Origin of the sequence: Tabrizicola oligotrophica (assembly GCF_011008935.1) — a bacterium.
GTDB lineage: Bacteria > Pseudomonadota > Alphaproteobacteria > Rhodobacterales > Rhodobacteraceae > Tabrizicola_A > Tabrizicola_A oligotrophica.
Map to the genome: position 1 here is coordinate 42,231 of NZ_JAAIVJ010000004.1, position 21,795 is coordinate 64,025.

Genomic DNA, 21,795 nt, shown 5'->3' on the forward strand with positions numbered 1-21,795 from the left:
CCCGTTTTCGAAGGCCTGCCCGATGCGACTGCCCGGTTTTTCCCCCTTGGTGCTGGCCTCGCTCGCCACACTGGCCCTCGTGTCCCCGGCGCTGGCGCAGGCCGAGGGCGAGGTGATTACCAAGCAATACAATGACGGCTCGGTCTATGAGGGCACCTTCAAGGACGGGTTGCAGGACGGCATGGGCATCTATCGCCTGCCTTCGGGTTTTGAATACGAAGGCGAATGGGCCAAGGGCCAGATTCAGGGCAAAGGCCGGGCGCGCTATCCGAATGGCTCGGTCTATGAGGGGAATTTCGCGGCAGGCAAGCCGGATGGCGCCGGCAAGATCACCTATGCCGATGGTGGCAGCTATGAGGGCGCCTGGGCGGCCGGCGAGATTTCCGGCACCGGCCGCGCGGCCTATGCCGACGGCTCGGTCTATGAGGGCCAGTTCAAGGCGGGCAAGCATGACGGCTCGGGCGTGCTGACCGATGCCAGGGGCCTGCGCTATGAAGGAGCCTGGGTGCAGGGGGTGAAAGAGGGCAAGGGCCGCATCACCTATCCCGATGGCGCGACCTATGACGGCGAGTTCAAGGCCGACCGGCGCGAGGGCGAGGGCCGCCTCACCATGCCCGACGGGCTGAGCTATGCCGGCCAGTGGCAGGCCGGGCAGATCAACGGCAAGGGCAAGCTGACCCACCCGTCGGGCGATGTCTACGAAGGCCAGTTCCGCGAAGGACGGCGCGACGGCGACGGCAAGCTCAGCTATGCCGACGGCTCGGTCTATGAGGGCAGCTTCGCGGCCGACCAGCGGCAGGGGCAGGGCCGGTTCACCAGCCCTGACGGCAGCCGCTATCAGGGCGCGTGGGAGGCCGGCGCAATGCAGGGCATCGGCCAGATGACCTATGCCGATGGCGCAGTCTATCAGGGGCGCTTTGCCGAAAACCTGCCCGATGGCACCGGCAAGATCACCTATCCCGACGGCGCCGCCTATGACGGGCGCTGGACGAAGGGCGCCATGACCGGCAGCGGCTCGCTGCGCCATGCCGATGGCACCAGCTACAGCGGCGCGCTCGTCAACGGCAAACCCGAAGGTCGCGGCGTGATGACCTATCCCGATGGCTACAGCTATGACGGGGCGTGGAAGGCGGGTCTGCGCGAAGGCGCGGGCAAGGCGACTTGGGCCGATGGCACCGTCTACGAAGGCAGCTTCAAGGCCGACAAGCGCCATGGCCGCGGCAAGCTCACCCAACCCGATGGCTTCAGCTATGAAGGCGACTGGGAGACGGGCGAGATGCAGGGCAAGGGTCTGGCCAGCTATCCGACCGGCGACAGCTATGAGGGCGGGTTCTTCAAGGGCAAGCGTCAGGGGCCGGGCAAGCTGACCTACAAGAATGGCGAGACTTCGGAAGGCATCTGGCAGAACGGTATCCTGAAGGCCCCGCTGCCCGCCGCGCCCGACACCGGCACAGCGACCACGCCCTGACTACACGGCAAGGCGTCCCAATTCCCCGTGGCCGCCCGGTCGTCCCCGTCAAGCGGGCGACCCGGCGCGGAGCCTTGGCCGGGGCAGGCCTGCCCAGCCTGACGACGACAGGCGTCACGCCCTGACGGCAGGGCAAAGCGTCCCGATTCCCCATGGCAGCTTGGTCATCCCCGTCGAGCGGGTGACCCGGCGCGGAGCCATGGCCATGGCTGGTTCACCCGAGCCGACACCGGCACAGCGACCACGCCCTGACCGCAGGGCAAGGCGTCCCCTTTCCCCATGGCCGCCCGGCCGTCCCCGTCAAGCGGGCGACCCGGCGCGGAGCCATGGCCAAGGCTGGACTACCCAGCCCGACGGCGACAGCCATGGGGGCGGGTTCTACAAGGGCAAGCGTCAAGGGCCGCAAGCTGACCTGCAAGAATGGTGAGACCTCTGAAGGCATCTGGCAGAACGGTGTCCTGAGGGCTCCGCTGCCTGCGCCGCCCCGACTACGCGCTGGCACCCCCCGCGGGCCGCTCCGCCCCCCGACCAAGGACACCACCGCGAACCACCCGCGTCAGACCTCCCGCGCCGGGAGCCCCTGCCAGACCGCAGGGATCAGCCCGCGCAGAGCATTGCCGACCCAGAGCCGGACACGGGGCAGGTCATCGGCCTGCAGCACCTGTTCCGGGCAGGCCAGTTCGGCGCGCAGTACGCCGGGCAACAACCCGCTGGACAGGGGCGGCGTGCGCATGCCGTCTCCCCGGTCGAAGAACAGCGTGGTGATGGTGCCATCGCAGACCTCGCCGCGTTCGTTCTGAAACAGCAGTTCCTCAACTCCCTCCGGCATCCCGGCCCGTGCCGTGTCATAGACCGCCCGTCGCGTGGACTTGATCCGCAACCATGGGTCGGAGGACAAGAGCCGTGTCCCGGCCAGCGCCAACCCCCACTCCGCCCGCATTGCGGGCAAGGCGGCCTGCGTCGCCTCGAACCGGCCCCCGGCGTCAAGCGTCAGCCGCAGCCGCAGGCCCGCGGCCGGGTCCACCTGCACCGCCCGATCGAAGCCGGCCGCGTCGAACCCCCAGCCCAGCGCCGCCGCGCCGGCCGCCATCCGCGCCCGGTGCAGCGCCCGCCGGGCCGGCGTGCTGCCGACCCGCAGCGTCTCGATCAGCTTCAGCCCCGGCTCACCAGCCCCTGAACGTAGCGCGCTTTCCACAAGGCCTCCTCCCATTCGCCAGAGGCCGTGCTGTCCTGCACCACCCCGCCGCCGACATTCAGCACGATGTCCCGCCCCGTCACCGACAGCGTGCGGATCGCCACATTGAAGCGCGCCGCGCCATCCGGCGCCATCCAGCCGATCGCGCCGCAATAGGCGCCGCGGGCAAAGGGTTCGACCTCATGGATGATTTCCATCGCGCGGATCTTCGGCGCCCCGGTGATCGAGCCACAGGGAAACAGCGCTTCCATCACCCCGGCCATCGACGGCGGCTGTACCAGATCACCCACCACGGTCGAGACCATCTGATGCACGGTGGCATAGGTTTCGACGGCAAAGAGCTTCGGCACCTTGACCGAGCCAACCTTGGCCACGCGGCTGATGTCGTTGCGCAGAAGGTCAACAATCATCAGGTTTTCCGCCTGTCCCTTTTCGCTTGCGCGCAGTTCTTCGGCCAGTTCGGCATCCACCACCGGGTCGGCATCGCGCGGGGCGGTGCCCTTCATCGGGCGGGCCTCGATCCGGCCTTCGGATGTCACGGCGATGAACAGCTCGGGACTGCGCGACACCAGAACCGGCCCGACACCCAGATCGACAAAGGCCCCGCGCCCCACCGCCTGCCGGGCGCGCAGCGCACCGTAAAGGCCCAGCGCCGAACCTTGCAGCAGCGTCGTGCGCATCGGGAAGGTCAGGTTGATCTGATAGCAGTCGCCCGCGCCGATATAGCCCATCACCCTGGCCATCGCGGCGTCATACTCCGCCCGGCTGACCATGGGCTCCACCAGGGCCAGAGCCACGCCCGCAGCCTCGGACGCCGCCCGGTCCACAAGCGGCCCTGCGGGTTTGGGCGCGGGAAAGACGCCGAACACAGCGCGGGGGCCGCCGCCCGAAGGTTCCAGCGCAGCGAGCTTCGGCTCCAGTGCATAGCCCGCCTCGTAGCTGATGTATCCCGCCACCCAGAACCCGTCGGCCCGCGCCCGGTCGAGCGCGGCCAGCAGCCCCGGCATCTCGGCCCCGGTCCGGGCTATCAGAACCTCGGCCGCGGCGTCGAACAGCGCGGGCAGGCCCGCCGGACCGTCCTCGACCAACACCTGTTCCAGACCTGAAGGGGCGCGTTTTTCCATGCCCCCTAGCTAAGCCGATCGCTGCGCGCTGACCAGTGCCTGCCCGCCGCCTGCGCTGCATTTTCCGACCTGCCCCGACTTGCCCCCTTGACCGGAACGCCCGGCGCAAACACTGTCTCGGGCCATGACCTATCTTCTCATCAAAGCTGCGATCTCCGGCCTGCTGGTCGCGTTGGCCTCGGAAACCGCCCGGCGCTTTCCGGGGATCGGGGCGCTGATCGTCTCGCTGCCCTTGGTGTCGATCCTGTCGATGATCTGGCTCTGGCGCGACACGCAGGACGTGGAACGCCTTGCCGCCCATTCCATCGGCACGATCTGGTTCCTTGCCCCCTCGATTCCGATGTTCTTCACGCTTCCTGCGATGCTGCGCGCGGGCTGGGGCTTCTGGCCGGCGCTTGCCGCCAGCTGCGCCCTGAACATCGCGCTTTACCTGTTGATGCTCTGGATCGGGCCACGCTTCGGGTTGAAGCTCTAACCCCCGCATCTGCCCCCGCAGGCCGCACCGTCGCCGCCCCATCCGCGGCCTGCGGCAAAATGGCAACAAAACCGCAGGTCGGAACAGGGCGGCTTGGGACCGGCGGCAATCCTCTCTAGGTTTGCGGCACAACTCCTTGGTGCATGTGGATCATGGCTTGCAATACCTTCAGATCGGGCGTCCGTCGCCTTGCCAGCCTGCTGGCCCTGACGCTGCTGCAGGGCCTTCCTGCCCAAGCCGAGCAGATGCCGGCGGTCCCGCTTGAATTCAACCTTGGGCCCGATGCCGAGGCGACGGCCGGAAACCCGGATCTGCGCCTTTCCGCGCCGTGGCGCGAAGCCTATGCCACGATCGGAGCCGATCTGAAGGGCATCCTGCGCTATCCGCTGGACCATCCCAGGGCCACAAGGAACGCGCTTCTGGGGATTGGCCTGCTGGTGCTGGCCGACAGGTCGGTGACCAACGCCTATCAGAACCATGTCGAAAAGGCGCTGAGCGGCTTTTCCCTGCCGGAATTGCCCTGGCAATCCGGCTTCGACAAGCTGGGACTGGTGAAAGAGGATGGCTGGCTGCTCAGCTCCATCGGCGCGACCTACCTTTATGGCGCCGTTGCCAAGGACGATCAGGCCAGACGCGCGGCGCTGCTGTCCACCAAGGCGCTGGCCTATTCGGTGCTGACCAGCCAGATCGTGCTGAAATCGGTGATCGGACGCAAGCGGCCCTACCCCGATCTGGACAATCCGACCTCAAGCGACATCTACACTGACGACCCGCTTGATTTCGGCAATTTCCACGGCATTTCGCTGGCTTCCGACGGCTACGGCACCTCGATGCCCTCGTACCATTTCACCCAGTATTTTGCCGTCGCGCGGGTCTATTCCGGGATCTATGACAACTCCTGGGTGCCCTATGGGGTCGTCGGCGTCCTGGCTGCCTCGGATATCAAAGGGCACCACCACTGGGTCTCGGACATGGTGGCGGGCTCGCTGATCGGCATTGCCATCGGCAATGTCGTGCTCGACTCCAACGAGCAGTATCGCCGGCGTGGCTACACGGTGAACCCCTATCCCACGCGGGACGGTGTCGGGCTGATGTTCGAGACCAAATTCTAGGCCGCAGCCCGACGTTTCAACCCGCGTCAAAATTGCCGCGCTCCCTCTGGTCGGGGGGTTGCGCCCATGACGCACATGGCTATAACCCACGAAGTTTTGCGCGTCGGGGGCGCAATCAAAGGAGACTGGCCATGCCGAAGAGAACCGATATCAAATCCATCATGATCATCGGCGCGGGCCCCATCGTCATCGGTCAGGCCTGCGAGTTCGACTACTCCGGCGCACAGGCCTGCAAGGCGCTGCGCGAGGAGGGCTACCGGGTCATCCTGGTCAACTCGAACCCCGCCACCATCATGACCGACCCCGGTCTGGCGGATGCCACCTATATCGAGCCGATCACCCCCGAAGTTGTCGCCAAGATCATCGAGAAGGAACGCCCCGACGCTTTGCTGCCCACCATGGGCGGGCAGACCGGGCTGAACACCGCCTTGGCACTGGCCGACATGGGTGTGTTGGAAAAGTTCAATGTCGAGCTGATCGGCGCCAAGCGTGAAGCCATCGAAATGGCAGAAGATCGCAAGCTTTTCCGCGAGGCGATGGACCGCATCGGGTTGGAAAACCCGAAAGCCACCATCATTGCCGCCCCCAAGGTGAACGGCAAATATGACATCGCCGCCGGGATCCGCGAAGCGATGGAAGCGTTGGAATACGTCGGCCTGCCCGCCATCATCCGCCCCGCCTTCACCATGGGCGGCACCGGCGGCGGCGTGGCCTACAACCGCGACGACTATGAGGCGATCATCAAGTCCGGCCTTGAAGCCTCTCCCGTCGCGCAGGTTCTGGTCGACCAGTCGCTGCTCGGCTGGAAGGAATACGAGATGGAGGTGGTGCGCGACAAGGCCGACAACGCCATCATCGTCTGCTCGATCGAGAACATCGACCCGATGGGCGTGCATACCGGCGATTCCATCACTGTCGCCCCGGCGCTGACGCTGACCGACAAGGAATACCAGATCATGCGCAACGGCTCGATCGCCGTGCTGCGCGAGATCGGCGTCGAAACCGGCGGGTCGAACGTGCAATGGGCGATCAACCCCGCCGATGGCCGCATGGTGGTGATCGAGATGAACCCGCGCGTCTCGCGGTCCTCGGCGCTGGCGTCCAAGGCCACCGGCTTCCCGATTGCCAAGATCGCCGCCAAGCTGGCGGTCGGCTATACGCTGGACGAGCTGGACAACGACATCACCAAGGTCACGCCCGCCAGCTTCGAGCCGACCATCGACTATGTCGTGACCAAGATCCCGCGCTTTGCCTTTGAAAAATTCCCCGGCTCGGAACCCAACCTGACCACCGCGATGAAATCGGTCGGCGAAGCCATGGCCATCGGCCGCACCATCCACGAAAGCCTGCAAAAGGCGCTGGCCAGCCTTGAAACCGGCCTCTCGGGCTTTGACGAGATCGCCATCCCCGGCGCCCCCGACAAGGCCTCGATCATGAAAGCCCTTGGTCAGGCCACGCCCGACCGCCTGCGGGTGATTGCGCAAGCCATGCGCCACGGCCTGACCAATGACGAGATCATCGCCGCCACCGCTTTTGACCCGTGGTTCCTGAACCGCATCCGCGAGATCATCGACACCGAGGCGGAGGTGAAGAAGAACGGCCTGCCCCTCGACGCCTCGGGCCTGCGCGCGCTGAAGATGATGGGCTTTACCGACAAGCGGCTGGCGACTCTGACCGGCCGCGACGAGGCGCAGGTCCGCCGTGCCCGCCGCAATCTGGGTGTGACGGCGGTGTTCAAGCGCATCGACACCTGCGCTGCCGAGTTCGAGGCCCAGACCCCCTACATGTATTCCACCTACGAAGCCCCGGCGATGGGCGACGTGGAGTGCGAATCCCGCCCGTCGAACGCGAAAAAGGTCGTCATCCTTGGCGGCGGCCCGAACCGCATCGGTCAGGGCATCGAGTTTGACTATTGCTGCTGCCATGCCTGCTATGCGCTGACCGCCGCGGGCTATGAGACCATCATGGTCAACTGCAACCCCGAGACGGTTTCGACCGACTATGACACCTCGGACCGGCTCTATTTCGAACCGCTGACGCTCGAGCATGTGCTGGAAATCCTGCGGGTCGAGCGGGAGAACGGCACGCTGCACGGCGTCATCGTGCAGTTCGGCGGCCAGACCCCGCTGAAACTGGCCAACGCCCTGCACGACGAGGGCATCCCGATCCTCGGCACCACGCCCGACGCCATTGATCTGGCCGAGGACCGCGAACGCTTCCAGCAACTTCTGCAATCCTTGAACCTGAAACAGCCGCACAACGGCACCGCCCGCTCGCGCGACGAGGCTTTCGCCGTGGCCAAGGATGTCGGCTACCCCTTGGTGATCCGCCCCTCTTTCGTGCTGGGCGGCCGGGCGATGGAAATCGTCCGCGACGATGCGCAGCTTGAACGCTACATCTCCACCGCCGTGCAGGTTTCGGGCGACAGCCCCGTGCTGCTGGACAGCTACCTGTCCGGCGCGGTCGAGGTTGACGTGGATGCGCTCTCCGATGGCCAGAATGTCCATGTCGCCGGCATCATGGAACATATCGAGGAAGCCGGGGTGCATTCCGGAGATTCCGCCTGCTGCCTGCCGCCGCACCAGTTGTCGGCAGATGTGGTGGAAGAGCTGAAACGCCAGACCGTCATCATGGCCAAGGCCCTGAACGTGGTCGGGCTGATGAACGTGCAATTCGCCATCAAGGACGGCGTAATCTACGTCCTTGAAGTGAACCCGCGCGCCTCGCGCACCGTGCCCTTCGTCGCCAAGGCCACCGACAGCGCCATTGCCTCCATCGCCGCCCGGCTGATGGCGGGCGAGCCGCTGTCGAACTTCCCCGAACGCGCGCCCTACTCCGCCGGCATCGGCCCTGACAGCCTGCTGCCGCTGGCGGACCCCAACACACTGGCCAATCCGATCACCCCGTGGTTCAGCGTCAAGGAGGCCGTGCTGCCCTTCGCCCGCTTCCCCGGCGTCGACCCGGTGCTGGGGCCGGAAATGCGCTCGACCGGCGAGGTCATGGGCTGGGACCGCACCTTCGCGCTGGCCTTCCTCAAGGCGCAGATGGGGGCGGGCGTCGTGTTGCCCGAAACCGGCCGCGCCTTCGTCTCGATCAAGGACATGGACAAGACCCCTACCTTCGCGAGCGCCCTGCGCGACCTGATCGCGCTTGGCTTCGAGATTGTGGCGACCAAGGGCACCGCGGCTTGGCTGACCGCCGAGGGCATCGCCGCCACTCAGGTCAACAAGGTCTGGGAAGGCCGTCCGAACATCGTTGACCGGCTGAAGAACAACGACATTGCCCTCGTGATGAACACCACCGAGGGCAATCAGGCGATTTCCGACAGCCGCGACATCCGCCGCGTGGCGCTGATGGACAAGATCCCCTACTTCACCACCGCGGCGGCAAGCATCGCCGTAGTGGCGGCGATGAAGGCGCGGGGCGATGGCTATGGGGTGAGGACGCTGCAGGGGTAAGGGACGGGCGGGCAAACCGCGACCCCGGCGTTTCCGGGGTCGTTCGCGGTGAAGCGTAGGGTGGGTGATCCCCCCACCCGCCCCAATCGCTTGTCATCCCCTTCACCCTTGACACCCATCTCCACCTTCCCCCAACTCGGCCCAAACCTGATGAGGCCCAAATGTCCTTCCTGACCGAGCTTGAATCCCGCCTGACCCGCTACTGCGCCATCGACAGCCAGTCCGATGCCGACAGCCCCACGGCCCCGTCAACCGCGATCCAGCTGGACATGGCCCGGCTTCTCGAAGCCGAGCTTCACGAGATCGGCGCCGCCGAAGTCCGGATCACCGAATACGGCACCGTTCTGGCCACCCTCCCCGCCACGGCCCCCGGCCCGACCATCGGCTTTCTCGCCCATGTCGACACCGCCCCCCAGTTCAACGCCACCGGCGTGAAGCCCCGCGTGATCCGGGGCTACAATGGCGGGGCGATCAGCTACCCGGACAATCCCGCGCTGACACTCACGCCGGAAATCTCCCCCGAGCTGGCCACGAAACAGGGCCATGACATCGTGGTGGCCTCAGGCCTCACTCTGCTGGGGGCCGATGACAAGGCCGGCGTTGCCATCCTGATGACCGCCGCGCGCCACCTGCTGGCCAATCCCCATATCCCGCATGGCAAGATCCGCCTCGCCTTCACCCCGGACGAGGAAATCGGCCGCGGCGTCGACACGCGCCTGCCCGCCGACCTCGGCGTCGATTTCGCCTATACTTTCGACGGCGGCATGGTGGGCGAGATCGAGTATGAAAGCTTCTCGGCCGACGGCGCGATCGTGCGGATCAAAGGCGTCTCCATCCACCCCGGTCTGGCCAAGGGCAAGATGGTCAATGCCATCCACCTTGCCGCCAAGATCATCGCCGCGCTCCCACAGCACACGATGCTGCCCGAACTGACGGACGGGCGCGAGGGCTTCATCCATGCCACCGACATGACCGGCGGCTCCTCGGAAATGACCCTGAAATTCATCCTGCGCGACTTCGAGCGCGACGGGTTGGCGCAAAAGGGCGAGATCCTGCGCGCCGTCTGCGCCGCCGTGCAGGCTACCGAACCCCGCGCCGAGATCACCTGCACCATCCAGCCGCAATACCGCAACATGCGCTACTGGCTGGAAACCGACATGACCCCGGTCGACCTTGCCCGCGCCGCCGCCCGCGACCTTGGGCTTGAGCCGGTCTCGGTCCCGATCCGCGGCGGCACCGATGGCTCGCGGCTGACCGAAATGGGCGTGCCCTGCCCCAACCTCTTCACCGGCATGCAGGAAATCCACGGTCCGCTCGAATGGGTCTCGGTGCAGGACATGGCTAAGGCGACCGACCTGATGCTGACCCTGGTCCAGAAAGCCGCCCGCTGACTCCTTCTTGGCCGCAATACTCCAGAGGTCCGGGGACAGCGTCCCCGGGGCCAGACCCGATCCCGAACCCGAGCAACCCCATGTCCAGTGGCAAAGAGCGTCCCGTCTCGCCCTATCACAAGCCCGGCTTCTACGCCGAGGCCCTGGCCAAGGGCCGGCACCGCGACATCGTCGGCGGGCGGTGGGAGGAGACGGGTCTGATCCAGATGCAACTCCTGCTGCATGCCGGGCTGGAGCCGCAGCACCATTTCCTCGACATCGGCGCGGGCTCCTTGCGGCTGGGCTGCCGGCTCGTGCCGTATCTGCGCCCGGGCCATTACTGGGCGACCGACCTGTCCGGCGACCTGTTGCGTCGTGGCTATGAGATGGAAATCGCGGACAAATCCCGGCTTTCCCCGGATCACCTGATCGAGGATGCGAATTTCGACTTCCCAGGCCTGCCCGACACCATCACCCATGCCCTTGCCTTCGCGGTCTTCACCCACCTGCCGCTTGGCCATCTTGCCCATGGCCTGACCCGGATCCGCGCCTGTTTTCCCCACCTCGACTGGCTGATGTTCACAGTCTTCACCGTGCCCGATGACGGCTTCGCCAGACCCCATCGCCAGCCCGACGGCGTCGTCACCCACCCCGACCGCGCCCCCTGGCATCACCGGCTTTCCGATGTGCTGGCCACGGCACGGGCAGCGGGGTTCGATCCGGAACCGCGGGAAACCGAGTTGCCCCGCGGGCAGCTGCTGATCCGGGCCACGCCGATGGGTGGCCGCTGAATTCCGGTTGATTTCTGCACGCAATGCGCAGAGCCTGACGGGCATTGAGGTGCCCCATGTTCAGGAAATTCCTTCTGGCCGGACTTCTTGCTGCTGCCCCGGCCCACGCCGAGACCCTCTCTGCCGAAATTGCCCGCGCGGGCCTTGCCGCGACCGAGGCCCGGCTTGCCGCCCTTGCCGCCCCCACCGACGATGACACGCTGGCGCTTGGCGCGGTGCAATTCCTGCACGCCATCGAAGGTTCGTTCCAGACCCGATGGACTTATGGCGTGACCGACCGTTCGGGCCTGCTGCCGCTCCTGCGTCTGCCACTGGACGACAACCCCGCCGCCAAGCCGTTCGAGCCGCGAGTCGTCGCGCAGATCTTTTCGGAGGCCGAGACCGGGCTGGCCCGCGCCATCGCCACCTTCTCCACCCTGCCCGACGCCTCACCCGCTGCGCTGGAATTAAGCCTTGGAGATTTGTGGTTCGACGTGAATGCCAATGCCACCCGCGAGCCGGGCGAGGACTTGCAGGAGATCGCCCGCTTCCTGATCTTTGACATCTCGCCCGGCGTGATCGAGAGCCCGGCCGTTGACCCGCCGACCATCCGCTTCGACATTGCCGATGCCGCCTGGGCCACGGCCTATGCGCATCTTCTGTCGGGCATCGCCGAATGCGTGCTGGCCTATGACCCGACAGAGCCGCTGACCCGCGTGATCGAGGCGCGCAAGGCCATGGCCGCCTATGGCCCGCCGCCGCCCAGCTTCCTGACCGGCATGGATCGCATGCCCGATGAAATCGACATCATCGCCATGGCTTTGATCACCCTGCGGCAGCAACCCGACGCCGGGCGGGCGGCCAAGGCGCATGGCCATTTCCTGTCCATGATCGCCCAGAACCGCCGGTTCTGGGCGCTTGTCGAGGCCGAAACCGACAACGCGCAGGAATGGCTGCCGAATGCGCGTCAGCACTCGGGTCTGGGCCTGCCGCTGCCACCGGAGACTGGCGCGCGCTGGCAGGCGGTGCTGGCCGACGCCGAGGCGCTTTTGACCGGGGAAAAGCTGATCCCCTATTGGCGGATGGGGGATGCTGGCGGGGTGAACCTGCAAAAGCTCTTCCTCTCCCCCGGCCCGCAGGATGTCGCAGGCTGGATTCAGGGCTGGTCTGCCGTACCCTATCTGGAACAGGGGCCGCTGGTGTCGGGTGAAAGCTGGATGCAGTTCGAAAACATGCTGACGGGCGATCCCATGCTGTTTGCCATCTGGCTGAACTGAGGCATCAGGCCTGAAAGCCGATCTGATCGAGAAACTTCGCCAGCTTTTCACGCAGTGCCGCATCGAAGCTGGCGACCGAAAGGTCCAGCGCCAGCCCGCCTAGGTTTGGCGCAAAGGCGGTGGTGTCGATCACGTCCAGCGCTGTCAGCCGCGCCTCTTGCGCCGCAGTCAGGGTTTTCAGGGCGCGGACCAGCGCGCGGAAAAACTCGGGGTCCGCGGCGTTCTCCTTCATCGCGTCAATCTGCCCTAGCCGCCCCGGCTTGTGGCGCGGCGGGCCGGGTAGCGGCTTTTCATGCGCCCGGCGCAGCAGTTTCAGCAGGTAGTGGAACTCGGTCAGCCCGTCGAAATGCAACAGCCGGGTGCCGGGGATCGGCAGCGAGGGGATTTCCGGCGTCGGCTGATGGATGCCAAGCGTCAGCCCGCGGCCCACCCGCACCACGCCCTTGCCATTCGGGTGCCCCGTCAGCCCCCGATCGAGATAGGCCGCAACCGGATGGTAGATCTCGGCCAGGGCGGTGTCCTGGCTATGCGCCGGCAGACGGAAGATGCCGTCGAACAGCCCGCTCTGAGTCGCCGTCGCCGGCATCACCCGTTCGGCCACCCGCAGGCGCAGGTGGTCGCAATCGGCCGGCGCCTTGGCCAGTGCCGCAGAAACCGCCGCGCCGTCCCGGATGAACTCGTCGGCGTCGCAATGGATCAGCCAGTCGGCCCGGCAGGCCGCATAGGCGATGTTGGCGTTGATGATCTGGCGACGGGTATGCAGATAGGGATGGGTGCCGTTGTTATGCGCCTCCCAATGGTCCTTGTTGCAGCGGGTCAGGAGACAGCCCTTCATCCCGCGCAACAGCCGCACCGTCTCCGGATCGCCCTTGTCGAGGAACAGATGCACCGCCTGCGCGCCTTCATTCAGGTGATGGGCGACAAAGGCCGCAACCAGCGGGGCCGGTTCGTCAACCGTGGCAACCACGGCCCAACTGGGTGGCATGGGCAATCTCCGCAAACTGGCCCGAGGCTAGTGTCCCTGCGGACCCGATGCAATCCGCGCCCGCCCCTGTCGCGCCGGACCAAGGGCCAGAGGCACCCGTCTTGCGAAAGGTCCCTCTGGCCGGCCTTGGGCGCGACGTGCCCGGCCTCAGGTCCAAAGATCGAAGTTCGCCGCCGACAGAGCGGTCACGCCGACCAGTACCACAACCGCAACCTGCGCCGCACCGCCCGCACCGTCGCGGTCCCAGAACAGGGTGTTGTTGGCCGCATTGAACACGAAGGTTCCCACCCCGGCCTGCGTTGCCGCCGTGCCGTTGACCAGAGTCAGCGTGCCGGTCATGCCTTCGATGTCCGGTGTGTTGAAGCCAAGCCGGTCGGCAGCAGGTCCTGTCGCCTGAAAATCGGTGATCCGGTCCCCATCGCCCAGCTCGATCGTGTTATCCCACACGAAACTGTCGCTACCGCCGCCGCCGGTCACGGTGTCGCGACCGTCGGCCAGATAGAATTCCTCCTCCCGGGCATTGCCGCGGGCAAAGTCGTCAAGGTGGGTTCCCCAGACGCTTTCGATATTCAGCGCGGTCTCGACATTGCCATAGCCGTCATTCTGGATCTGGCCGGTGGCCAGCGTGAAGTTCACGACGATGCCGCTGCTCACGCCGGAATTGCCGGTGACGCGGCCGAAGTCGATGCTGTCGAAATCCCCCTCTCCGTCAAAACTGTCCACGCCTTGCCCACCGGAAAACACATTGCTCATCCGCGAACCGACAAAGGTGTCATTGAACCGCGTGCCGACCACGCGTTCGATGTCGCGCACCACGTCGAGGTTGCCAAAGCCGTCGCGGATCGTGCCGGAGATCGAGTTGTTGGCAAAGCCGGTTTCCAGATCGACAATGATGCCACGTCGCCCACCATCGGCCGCGTCACGATGATACCGCGCCTCGTCGCGGCGGTCGTCGTCCACAGCGCCCCCGGCGGTAAAGCTGTTCGCGCCGCCATCAATCGTATCGCGCCCCCGCAACCCCATGAAACGGTCGCGGTTGATGTTGTTGCCGGTGTAGCTGTCGTTGAAGCGGGATCCTTGCACTTCCTCGATGCCGATCAGCAGATCGCGCCCGCCCCAGGGGTCCAGCACTACACCGGTCTGCATGTTGATCGTGGCCCCCCGAAAGGCCGCCGCGCCAAGGATCCAGTTCGTCTCCTGATAGGACACGGTGTCATAACCGTCACCACCGTTGAGCGTATCCTTGCCAAGCGCGGCGGCGATCCAGTCATCGCCAGCCCCCATCAGATACAGATCATTGCCGGCATCAAAGCCGACAATATTTCGCCAGTCGTCGCCGTCGGTGCCGTTGATGGTGTCGTTGCCGGCCGTCAACTGACCCCAGGCCGACCAGTACTGAGGGTCAATTCCGTCGCCATCCCCGCTGTCGAGCGTGCCAAAGCAACTGGCGTAGAACTGGCTCAGGTCGTTCACGAAGCTGTTGTTGCCCAGATTGGTGAAGCCGATGACCAGATTGCCGCTGCCATCTAGCACCTGCACCGAACCCATCTTGCCGGCAATCGGCTCTCCGCCGTCATAGGCAAACCCGGTGCCGCTGACCACGATGCGAAAATCGGCAAAGTCTCCAGCGCTTGGCCCCAGCCGAAAGACGAAACTTGTCGCCGTCGTCGTCAGGATCGTGGTGTCGGTGCCCGTCTCGAAAAGCCGGCCGGGCCAGTCCCCGAGGTTTGAGTAGATGGATGTCAGATTGATCGTCGCCATGATGCATTTCCCCCTAAGCCTGAATAAAAGCTGTTGGTCACGGAATGGCCGATCCGGCGTGTTCCGGACCGGTTCAGGCTACCGCAAAATCCTGCTATTCCCTAACGTGCTGTGAATCTGCGCAGTGCAGACCACCGCCGGCGCAGCCCTGAAATGCGGGCAACCACGCCCGGAATTGACCGTTAGCGCAACCTGTGATCACGAATTTTTTTCATGTGATCACAAATGTCGCTTTTCCAGCCCTCCCCCACGATTCCTGTTTTGAGACGGCCTTTTTTCGTGGCATGACCGCCGAAATTCATCCGAAACGGGGGTTCTCCCATGAATATCCACGAATATCAGGCCAAGGCCCTGCTGCGCAGCTATGGCATTCCGGTTTCCGACGGTCGCGCCGTGCTGCGCGCCGAAGAGGCCAAGACCGCTGCGGGCGAGCTGGATGGCCCGCTGTGGGTGGTCAAGGCGCAGATCCATGCCGGCGGTCGCGGCAAGGGCCATTTCGTCGAACCCGAAGCCGGCGAAAAGGGCGGCGTGCGTCTGGCCCGTTCGGTTGGCGAGGCCGCCGAGTTCGCCCGCCAGATGCTCGGCCGCACCCTTGTCACCATCCAGACCGGCGCGGCCGGCAAGGTGGTGAACCGCATCTACATCGAGGACGGTTCCGACATCGCCAAGGAGTTCTATCTGGCGCTGCTGATCGACCGCAAGACCAGCCGCGTCTCGATCGTCTCCTCGACCGAAGGCGGGATGAGCATCGAGGACGTGGCGCATGACACCCCCGAAAAGATCCTGACCTTCGACATCGACCCGGCGACCGGCTTTCAGGATTTCCACGGCCGCCGCGTGGCCTTCGGCCTTGGCCTTGAGGGCGCGCAGGTCAAGCAATGCGTGGCCATCGTGAAGAACCTCTATCGGCTGTTCATCGACAAGGACATGGACATGCTGGAAATCAACCCGTTCTGCGTGCTGAAGGACGGCTCGCTGAAGCTCTTGGACGCCAAGATGGGCTTTGACGGCAATGCGCTGTATCGCCACCCCGACATTCTGGCGCTGAAGGACGAGACCGAGGAAGACCCCAAGGAACTTGCCGCCTCGAAGTTCGACCTCAACTACATCGCGCTCGATGGCGAGATCGGCTGCATGGTGAACGGCGCGGGCCTCGCCATGGCCACCATGGACATCATCAAGCTTTACGGCGCGGAACCGGCCAACTTCCTTGACGTCGGCGGCGGTGCCACCAAGGAAAAGGTGACCGAGGCCTTCAAGATCATCACCTCGGACCCGAACGTCAAAGGCATCCTGGTCAACATCTTCGGCGGCATCATGCGCTGCGACGTCATCGCCGAAGGCGTGATTGCGGCGGTGAAGGAAGTCGGCCTGAAGGTGCCGCTGGTGGTGCGCCTGGAAGGCACCAATGTGGAGCTGGGCAAGGAAATCATCCGCAACTCCGGTCTGAACGTCATCGCCGGCGACAACCTCGCCGATGCAGCGCAGAAGATCGTCAAGGCGGTCAAAGGCTAATCCGTAGGGTGGGCGGTTTCGCCCACCATCCCCTCGGCATGGTGGGCAGATTGCCCACCCTACGCAAAAAAGGAGGCCATGATGGCCGTTCTCGTTGACAAAAACACCAAGGTCATCTGCCAGGGCTTCACCGGCAGCCAAGGCACCTTCCATTCGGAGCAGGCGATTGCCTATGGCACGCAGATGGTCGGTGGCGTCACGCCCGGCAAGGGCGGCAGCACCCACCTGAACCTGCCGGTCTTTGACTCTGTGCATGACGCCGTGGCGAAAACCGGCGCCGATGCCTCGGTGATCTACGTCCCCCCGCCCTTTGCGGCCGACTCGATCCTTGAGGCGATCGACGCCGAAATCCCGCTGGTCGTGTGCATCACCGAAGGCATCCCGGTTCTGGACATGATGAAGGTCAAGCGCGCCCTGCTGAACTCGAAAACCCGTCTGATCGGGCCGAACTGCCCCGGCATCATCACGCCCGATGCCTGCAAGATCGGCATCATGCCGGGCCATATCCACCGCCGCGGCTCGGTCGGCGTGGTCAGCCGTTCGGGCACGCTGACCTATGAGGCAGTGAAGCAGACCACCGATCTGGGCCTTGGCCAGTCGACCGCCGTCGGCATCGGCGGCGACCCGATCAAGGGCACCGAGCATATCGACGTGCTGGAGATGTTCCTGGCCGATCCGGAAACCCATTCGATCATCATGATCGGCGAGATTGGCGGCAGTGCCGAAGAGGAGGCCGCCGAATTCCTCGCCTCGGAAAAGAAGAAGGGCCGCTGGAAGCCGACCGCCGGTTTCATCGCGGGGCGCACCGCACCGAAGGGCCGCCGCATGGGCCATGCCGGGGCGATCGTTGCCGGCGGCAAAGGTGACGCGGAATCGAAGATCGAAGCGATGAAATCGGCCGGCATCGTCGTCGCCGAAAGCCCCGCCCATCTGGGCGAGGCGGTGATGAAGGCGATCGGCAAATAAGGCGTAGGGTGGGTTTTCAACCCACCATTCGCTTAACCTTGGTGGGTTAGAAACCCACCCTACGACACCGCAGCCAAGGGGCGGCCACAGGCCCCCCGACGCCCGGCCATCCGGCCTCAAGGGAGGAAACCATGACCGAACAGACCCCCAACAGCCAGTTCCACGCCTCGTCCTTCCTGAACGGGGCCAATGCCGATTATGTCGACCAGCTGGCCGCCCGCTATGCCGCCGATCCCGCCTCGGTCGATGCGCAGTGGGCCGAGTTCTTCCGTGCCCTTGGCGACAGCGAGATCGAGGCCAAGCGCGCCGCCGAAGGCCCGTCCTGGGCGCGCACCGACTGGCCGCCGCAGCCGGCTGACGACCTGACCGCGGCGCTGACCGGCGAATGGCCCGCCACGGCGGACGCCAGGGCTGCCGGCAGGAAGATTGCCGAAAAGGCCGCGGAAAAGGGCGTGGCATTGACGCAGGACCAGATCCAGCGCGCCGTGCTGGATTCGATCCGCGCCATCATGCTGATCCGCGCCTACCGCATCCGCGGCCATCTGGCCGCCGATCTTGACCCGCTGGGCCTGACGCCCGCCGGTAGCCACCCGGAGCTGGACCCCGCCTCCTACGGCTTCGCCGAGGCCGACATGGACCGGCCGATCTTCATCGACAACGTGCTGGGGCTGGAAACCGCCTCGATGCGTCAGATCGTCGAGATGGTGAAGCGCACCTATTGCGGCACCTTCGCCCTGCAATACATGCACATCTCCGATCCTGAACAGGCCAGCTGGCTGAAGGAACGCATCGAGGGCTACGGCAAGGAAATCGCCTTCACCCGCGAGGGCCGCCGCGCCATCCTAAACAAGCTGGTCGAAGCCGAAGGCTATGAAAAGTTCTTGCATGTCAAGTACATGGGGACCAAGCGCTTTGGCCTTGACGGCGGCGAAGCGCTGATCCCGGCGATGGAAGCCATCATCAAGGTCGGCGGCGCGCATGGGGTGAAGGAAATCATCGTCGGCATGCCGCACCGCGGACGCCTGAACATTCTGGCGAACGTGATGCAGAAGCCCTACAAGGCGATCTTCCACGAATTCCAGGGTGGTTCCTACAAGCCCGAGGAAGTCGATGGGTCGGGCGACGTGAAGTATCACCTCGGCGCCTCCTCGGACCGCACCTTTGACGGCAACACGGTTCACCTGTCGCTGACCGCAAACCCCAGCCACCTTGAGGCGGTGAACCCGGTGGTTCTGGGCAAGGTCCGCGCCAAGCAGGACCAGTTCGGCGACAGCGTCGAGCGCATCTCGGTGCTGCCGATCCTGCTGCACGGCGATGCGGCCTTTGCCGGTCAGGGCATCGTGGCCGAATGCTTCCAGCTTTCGGGCATCAAGGGCCACCGCACCGGCGGCTGCCTGCACATCGTGGTGAACAACCAGATCGGTTTCACCACCGCGCCGCATTTCTCGCGCACCTCGCCCTATCCGACCGACATCGCCCTGATGGTCGAAGCGCCGATCTTCCACGTGAACGGCGACGACCCCGAGGCTGTGGTGCATGCCGCGAAACTCGCCACCGAATACCGCCAGAAGTTCCATAAAGACGTCGTGCTGGACATCTTCTGCTACCGCCGCTTTGGTCACAACGAAGGCGACGAGCCGATGTTCACCAACCCGGCGATGTACAACCGCATCCGCAAGCAAAAGACCACGCTGCAACTTTATACCGAGCGTCTGGTCAAAGACGGCCTGATCCCCGAAGGCGAAATCGAAGACATGAAGGCCGCCTTCCAGGCCCGCCTGAATGAAGAATTCGAAGCTGGCAAAGCCTATAAGCCCAACAAGGCCGACTGGCTGGATGGCCGCTGGAAAAACCTGCAAACCAAAGACCTTGAGAATTACGAACGCGGCGAAACCTGGGTCAAGGCTGATACCTTCGCCGACATCGGTGCCGCCCTCACCCGCGTGCCGGAAGGGTTCGACATTCACAAGACCGTGGCGCGTCAGTTGGAAGCCAAGAAAGACATGTTCGCCAAAGGCGAAGGGTTTGACTGGGCAACAGCCGAAGCGCTGGCCTTTGGGTCTTTGGCTGTCGAAGGCTTCCCGGTGCGTCTGGCAGGCCAAGATTGCACCCGCGGCACCTTCAGCCAACGCCATTCGGGCTGGATCAACCAAGTCACCGAAGAGCGTCACTATCCCTTGAACCACATCCGTGCGGGTCAGGCGAAGTATGAGGTGATCGACTCTGCCCTGTCGGAATATGCGGTTCTGGGCTTTGAATACGGCTATTCGCTGGCTGAACCCAACGGGTTGACCCTGTGGGAAGCCCAGTTCGGCGATTTCGCCAACGGCGCGCAGATCATGTTCGACCAGTTCGTCAACTCGTCGGAATCGAAATGGCTCAGGATGTCGGGCCTTGTGGTGCTGTTGCCGCATGGCTTCGAAGGTCAGGGCCCGGAACATTCCAGCGCCCGTCTGGAACGTTTCCTGCAGCTTTCGGCGGAAGAAAACTGGATCGTGGCGAATTGCACGACGCCGGCGAACTATTTCCACATCCTGCGCCGCCAGCTGCACCGGACCTTCCGCAAGCCCTTGATCATGATGACGCCGAAGTCGCTTCTGCGTCACCCGATGGCGATTTCGAAGGCCGAGGATTTCCTCGACGGTTCCGCCTTCCACCGCGTGTTGTGGGACGACGCCGAACGCGGCAATTCCAAGTTGACGCTCAAGGCCGACGACAAGATCAAGCGCGTCGTGCTGTGTTCGGGCAAGGTCTATTACGACCTCTTGGCCGAACGCGACGCCCGCGGTCAGGACGACACCTATCTGATGCGGCTGGAACAGATCTACCCGGTGCCGACCAAGTCGCTGAAGGCCGAACTGTCGCGCTTCAAGGGCGCCGACTGGGTCTGGTGCCAGGAAGAGCCGAAAAATCAGGGCGCCTGGTCCTTCATCGAGCCGGAGCTGGAAACCATTCTGACTGGAATCGGCGCGAAGAAGACCCGCTTTGCCTATGCCGGCCGCAAGGCCAGCGCCTCGCCCGCCACGGGTCTGGCCAGCCGCCACAAACATGAACAGGAAACCCTCGTGAAGGAGGCTCTGGGCTGATCGCCCGGAGGTAGGAGAAGATCATGACCGATGTTATGGTGCCCGCCCTGGGCGAAAGCGTATCTGAGGCCACCGTCTCGACCTGGTTCAAGAAGGTCGGCGATGTGGTGAAGCAGGACGAAATGCTGTGCGAGCTGGAAACCGACAAGGTTTCCGTCGAGGTGCCCTCGCCGGTCTCGGGCGTGCTGCGCGAAATCCTTGCCCCCGAAGGCACCACCGTTGACGCCAAGGCGCGCCTTGCCATCGTCGCCGAAGGTGCCGCCGGGGCTGCCCCCGCTGCCCCCGCCGCCAAGGTCGAGGCGCCGAAACCCGCCCCTGCCCCGGCCGCCAACGACGTGGAAAACGCCCCCGCCGCCAAGAAGGCGATGGCCGAGGCCGGGCTTTCTCCCGATCAGGTGCAGGGCTCCGGCCGCGATGGCCGCGTGATGAAGGAAGATGTCGCCCGCGCCGCCGCCGCGGTCTCGGCGGCCGCCAGCGCCACCCCGGCGCCGGCCGCCATGCCGCGCGCCCCGGTTCCGGCCGACGACGCCGCCCGCGAGGAGCGGGTGAAGATGACCCGCCTGCGCGCCACCATCGCGCGGCGCCTGAAGGATGCCCAGAACACGGCCGCAATGCTGACGACCTACAACGAGGTCGACATGTCGGGCATCATGGAACTGCGCAACACCTACAAGGACGCCTTCGAGAAGAAGCATGGCGTCAAGATGGGCTTCATGTCCTTCTTCGTGAAGGCCTGCACCCATGCGCTGAAGGAAGTGCCCGAGGTCAACGCCGAAATCGACGGGCAGGATGTCGTCTACAAGAACTACGTCCACATGGGCGTGGCCGTCGGCACGCCCTCGGGCCTTGTCGTGCCGGTGGTGCGCGACGCCGACCAGATGGGCTTTGCCGCGATTGAAAAGAAGATCGCCGAACTGGGCATCCGCGCCCGTGACGGCAAACTGTCGATGGCCGAGATGCAGGGCGGCAGCTTCACCATCTCGAACGGCGGGGTCTATGGCTCGCTGATGTCCTCGCCGATCCTGAACCCGCCGCAGTCCGGCATCCTTGGCATGCACAAGATCCAGGACCGGCCCGTGGTGGTGAACGGCCAGATCGTGATCCGCCCGATGATGTACCTGGCGCTCAGCTACGACCACCGCATCGTCGACGGCAAGGGCGCCGTGACCTTCCTCGTCCGCGTCAAGGAAGCGCTGGAAGATCCGCGCCGGTTGTTGATGGATCTATGAAAAG

General features: G+C 64.9%; 15 protein-coding genes. 11 read left to right on the top strand and 4 right to left on the bottom strand.

The genetic code is table 11. The annotated features are described in order from the left end of the window. Positions 1-22: 22 nt before the first annotated feature. Positions 23-1,468, top strand: a complete 1,446-nt coding sequence (locus tag G4Z14_RS08795; protein WP_164624806.1) for an MORN repeat-containing protein — start codon at positions 23-25, stop codon at positions 1,466-1,468. Between the two features lie 556 nt (positions 1,469-2,024). Here G4Z14_RS08795 and G4Z14_RS08800 read toward each other — a convergent pair. Next, positions 2,025-2,663 carry an aminotransferase class IV gene (locus G4Z14_RS08800; protein ID WP_164624808.1) on the bottom strand — a complete coding sequence of 213 codons (639 nt, stop codon included), beginning with the start codon at positions 2,661-2,663 and terminating at the stop codon, positions 2,025-2,027. Next, positions 2,621-3,787, bottom strand: a complete 1,167-nt coding sequence (locus G4Z14_RS08805; protein WP_164624810.1) for an aminodeoxychorismate synthase component I — start codon at positions 3,785-3,787, stop codon at positions 2,621-2,623. The genes G4Z14_RS08800 and G4Z14_RS08805 overlap by 43 nt, the downstream gene beginning before the upstream one ends. 124 nt (positions 3,788-3,911) lie before the next feature. On the opposite strand from G4Z14_RS08805, the gene G4Z14_RS08810 reads away from it, so the two are divergent. From G4Z14_RS08810 to G4Z14_RS08835, 6 genes are all read left to right on the top strand, one after another. Further along, a complete protein-coding gene (locus G4Z14_RS08810; RefSeq protein WP_164624812.1) occupies positions 3,912-4,262 on the top strand; it encodes a DUF3147 family protein in 351 nt (116 codons plus the stop codon). Positions 4,263-4,414: 152 nt separating this feature from the next. After that, complete coding sequence (locus G4Z14_RS08815) at positions 4,415-5,374, top strand: phosphatase PAP2 family protein (RefSeq protein WP_164624814.1); 960 nt, start codon at positions 4,415-4,417, stop codon at positions 5,372-5,374. 131 nt (positions 5,375-5,505) lie between these two features. Then, complete coding sequence (gene carB / locus G4Z14_RS08820; protein WP_164624816.1) at positions 5,506-8,832, top strand: carbamoyl-phosphate synthase large subunit; 3,327 nt, start codon at positions 5,506-5,508, stop codon at positions 8,830-8,832. A gap of 161 nt (positions 8,833-8,993) precedes the next feature. Next, a complete protein-coding gene (pepT, locus tag G4Z14_RS08825; protein WP_164624819.1) occupies positions 8,994-10,223 on the top strand; it encodes a peptidase T in 1,230 nt (409 codons plus the stop codon). A gap of 80 nt (positions 10,224-10,303) precedes the next feature. Further along, positions 10,304-10,993 carry a class I SAM-dependent methyltransferase gene (locus G4Z14_RS08830; RefSeq protein ID WP_164624821.1) on the top strand — a complete coding sequence of 230 codons (690 nt, stop codon included), beginning with the start codon at positions 10,304-10,306 and terminating at the stop codon, positions 10,991-10,993. A 56-nt stretch (positions 10,994-11,049) separates the two neighbouring features. After that, on the top strand, positions 11,050-12,249 hold the full coding sequence (locus G4Z14_RS08835) for a hypothetical protein (RefSeq protein ID WP_164624824.1): 1,200 nt from the start codon (positions 11,050-11,052) through the stop codon (positions 12,247-12,249). 4 nt (positions 12,250-12,253) lie between these two features. On the opposite strand, the gene G4Z14_RS08840 is transcribed toward G4Z14_RS08835, so the two are convergent. Continuing rightward, positions 12,254-13,234, bottom strand: coding sequence for a glycosyltransferase family 2 protein (locus G4Z14_RS08840; RefSeq protein WP_164624826.1), 981 nt, complete (start codon positions 13,232-13,234; stop codon positions 12,254-12,256). Between the two features lie 147 nt (positions 13,235-13,381). After that, a complete protein-coding gene (locus G4Z14_RS08845; protein WP_164624828.1) occupies positions 13,382-14,995 on the bottom strand; it encodes an autotransporter outer membrane beta-barrel domain-containing protein in 1,614 nt (537 codons plus the stop codon). 321 nt (positions 14,996-15,316) lie between these two features. On the opposite strand from G4Z14_RS08845, the gene sucC reads away from it, so the two are divergent. From sucC to odhB, 4 genes are all read left to right on the top strand, one after another. Next, positions 15,317-16,510 (top strand): ADP-forming succinate--CoA ligase subunit beta, encoded by a 1,194-nt coding sequence (gene sucC / locus G4Z14_RS08850; protein ID WP_164624830.1) that lies wholly within the window; start codon positions 15,317-15,319, stop codon positions 16,508-16,510. 81 nt (positions 16,511-16,591) lie between these two features. Further along, the gene (gene sucD, locus G4Z14_RS08855) at positions 16,592-17,476 is read left to right on the top strand and encodes a succinate--CoA ligase subunit alpha (protein ID WP_164624832.1); all 885 of its coding nucleotides are present in this window, start codon (positions 16,592-16,594) and stop codon (positions 17,474-17,476) included. Positions 17,477-17,607: 131 nt separating this feature from the next. Further along, positions 17,608-20,562: a 2-oxoglutarate dehydrogenase E1 component gene (locus G4Z14_RS08860; protein WP_164624834.1), complete on the top strand. Its 2,955-nt coding sequence runs from the start codon at positions 17,608-17,610 to the stop codon at positions 20,560-20,562. Between the two features lie 23 nt (positions 20,563-20,585). Then, the gene (odhB, locus tag G4Z14_RS08865) at positions 20,586-21,791 is read left to right on the top strand and encodes a 2-oxoglutarate dehydrogenase complex dihydrolipoyllysine-residue succinyltransferase (RefSeq protein WP_227751622.1); all 1,206 of its coding nucleotides are present in this window, start codon (positions 20,586-20,588) and stop codon (positions 21,789-21,791) included. Positions 21,792-21,795: the final 4 nt, after the last annotated feature.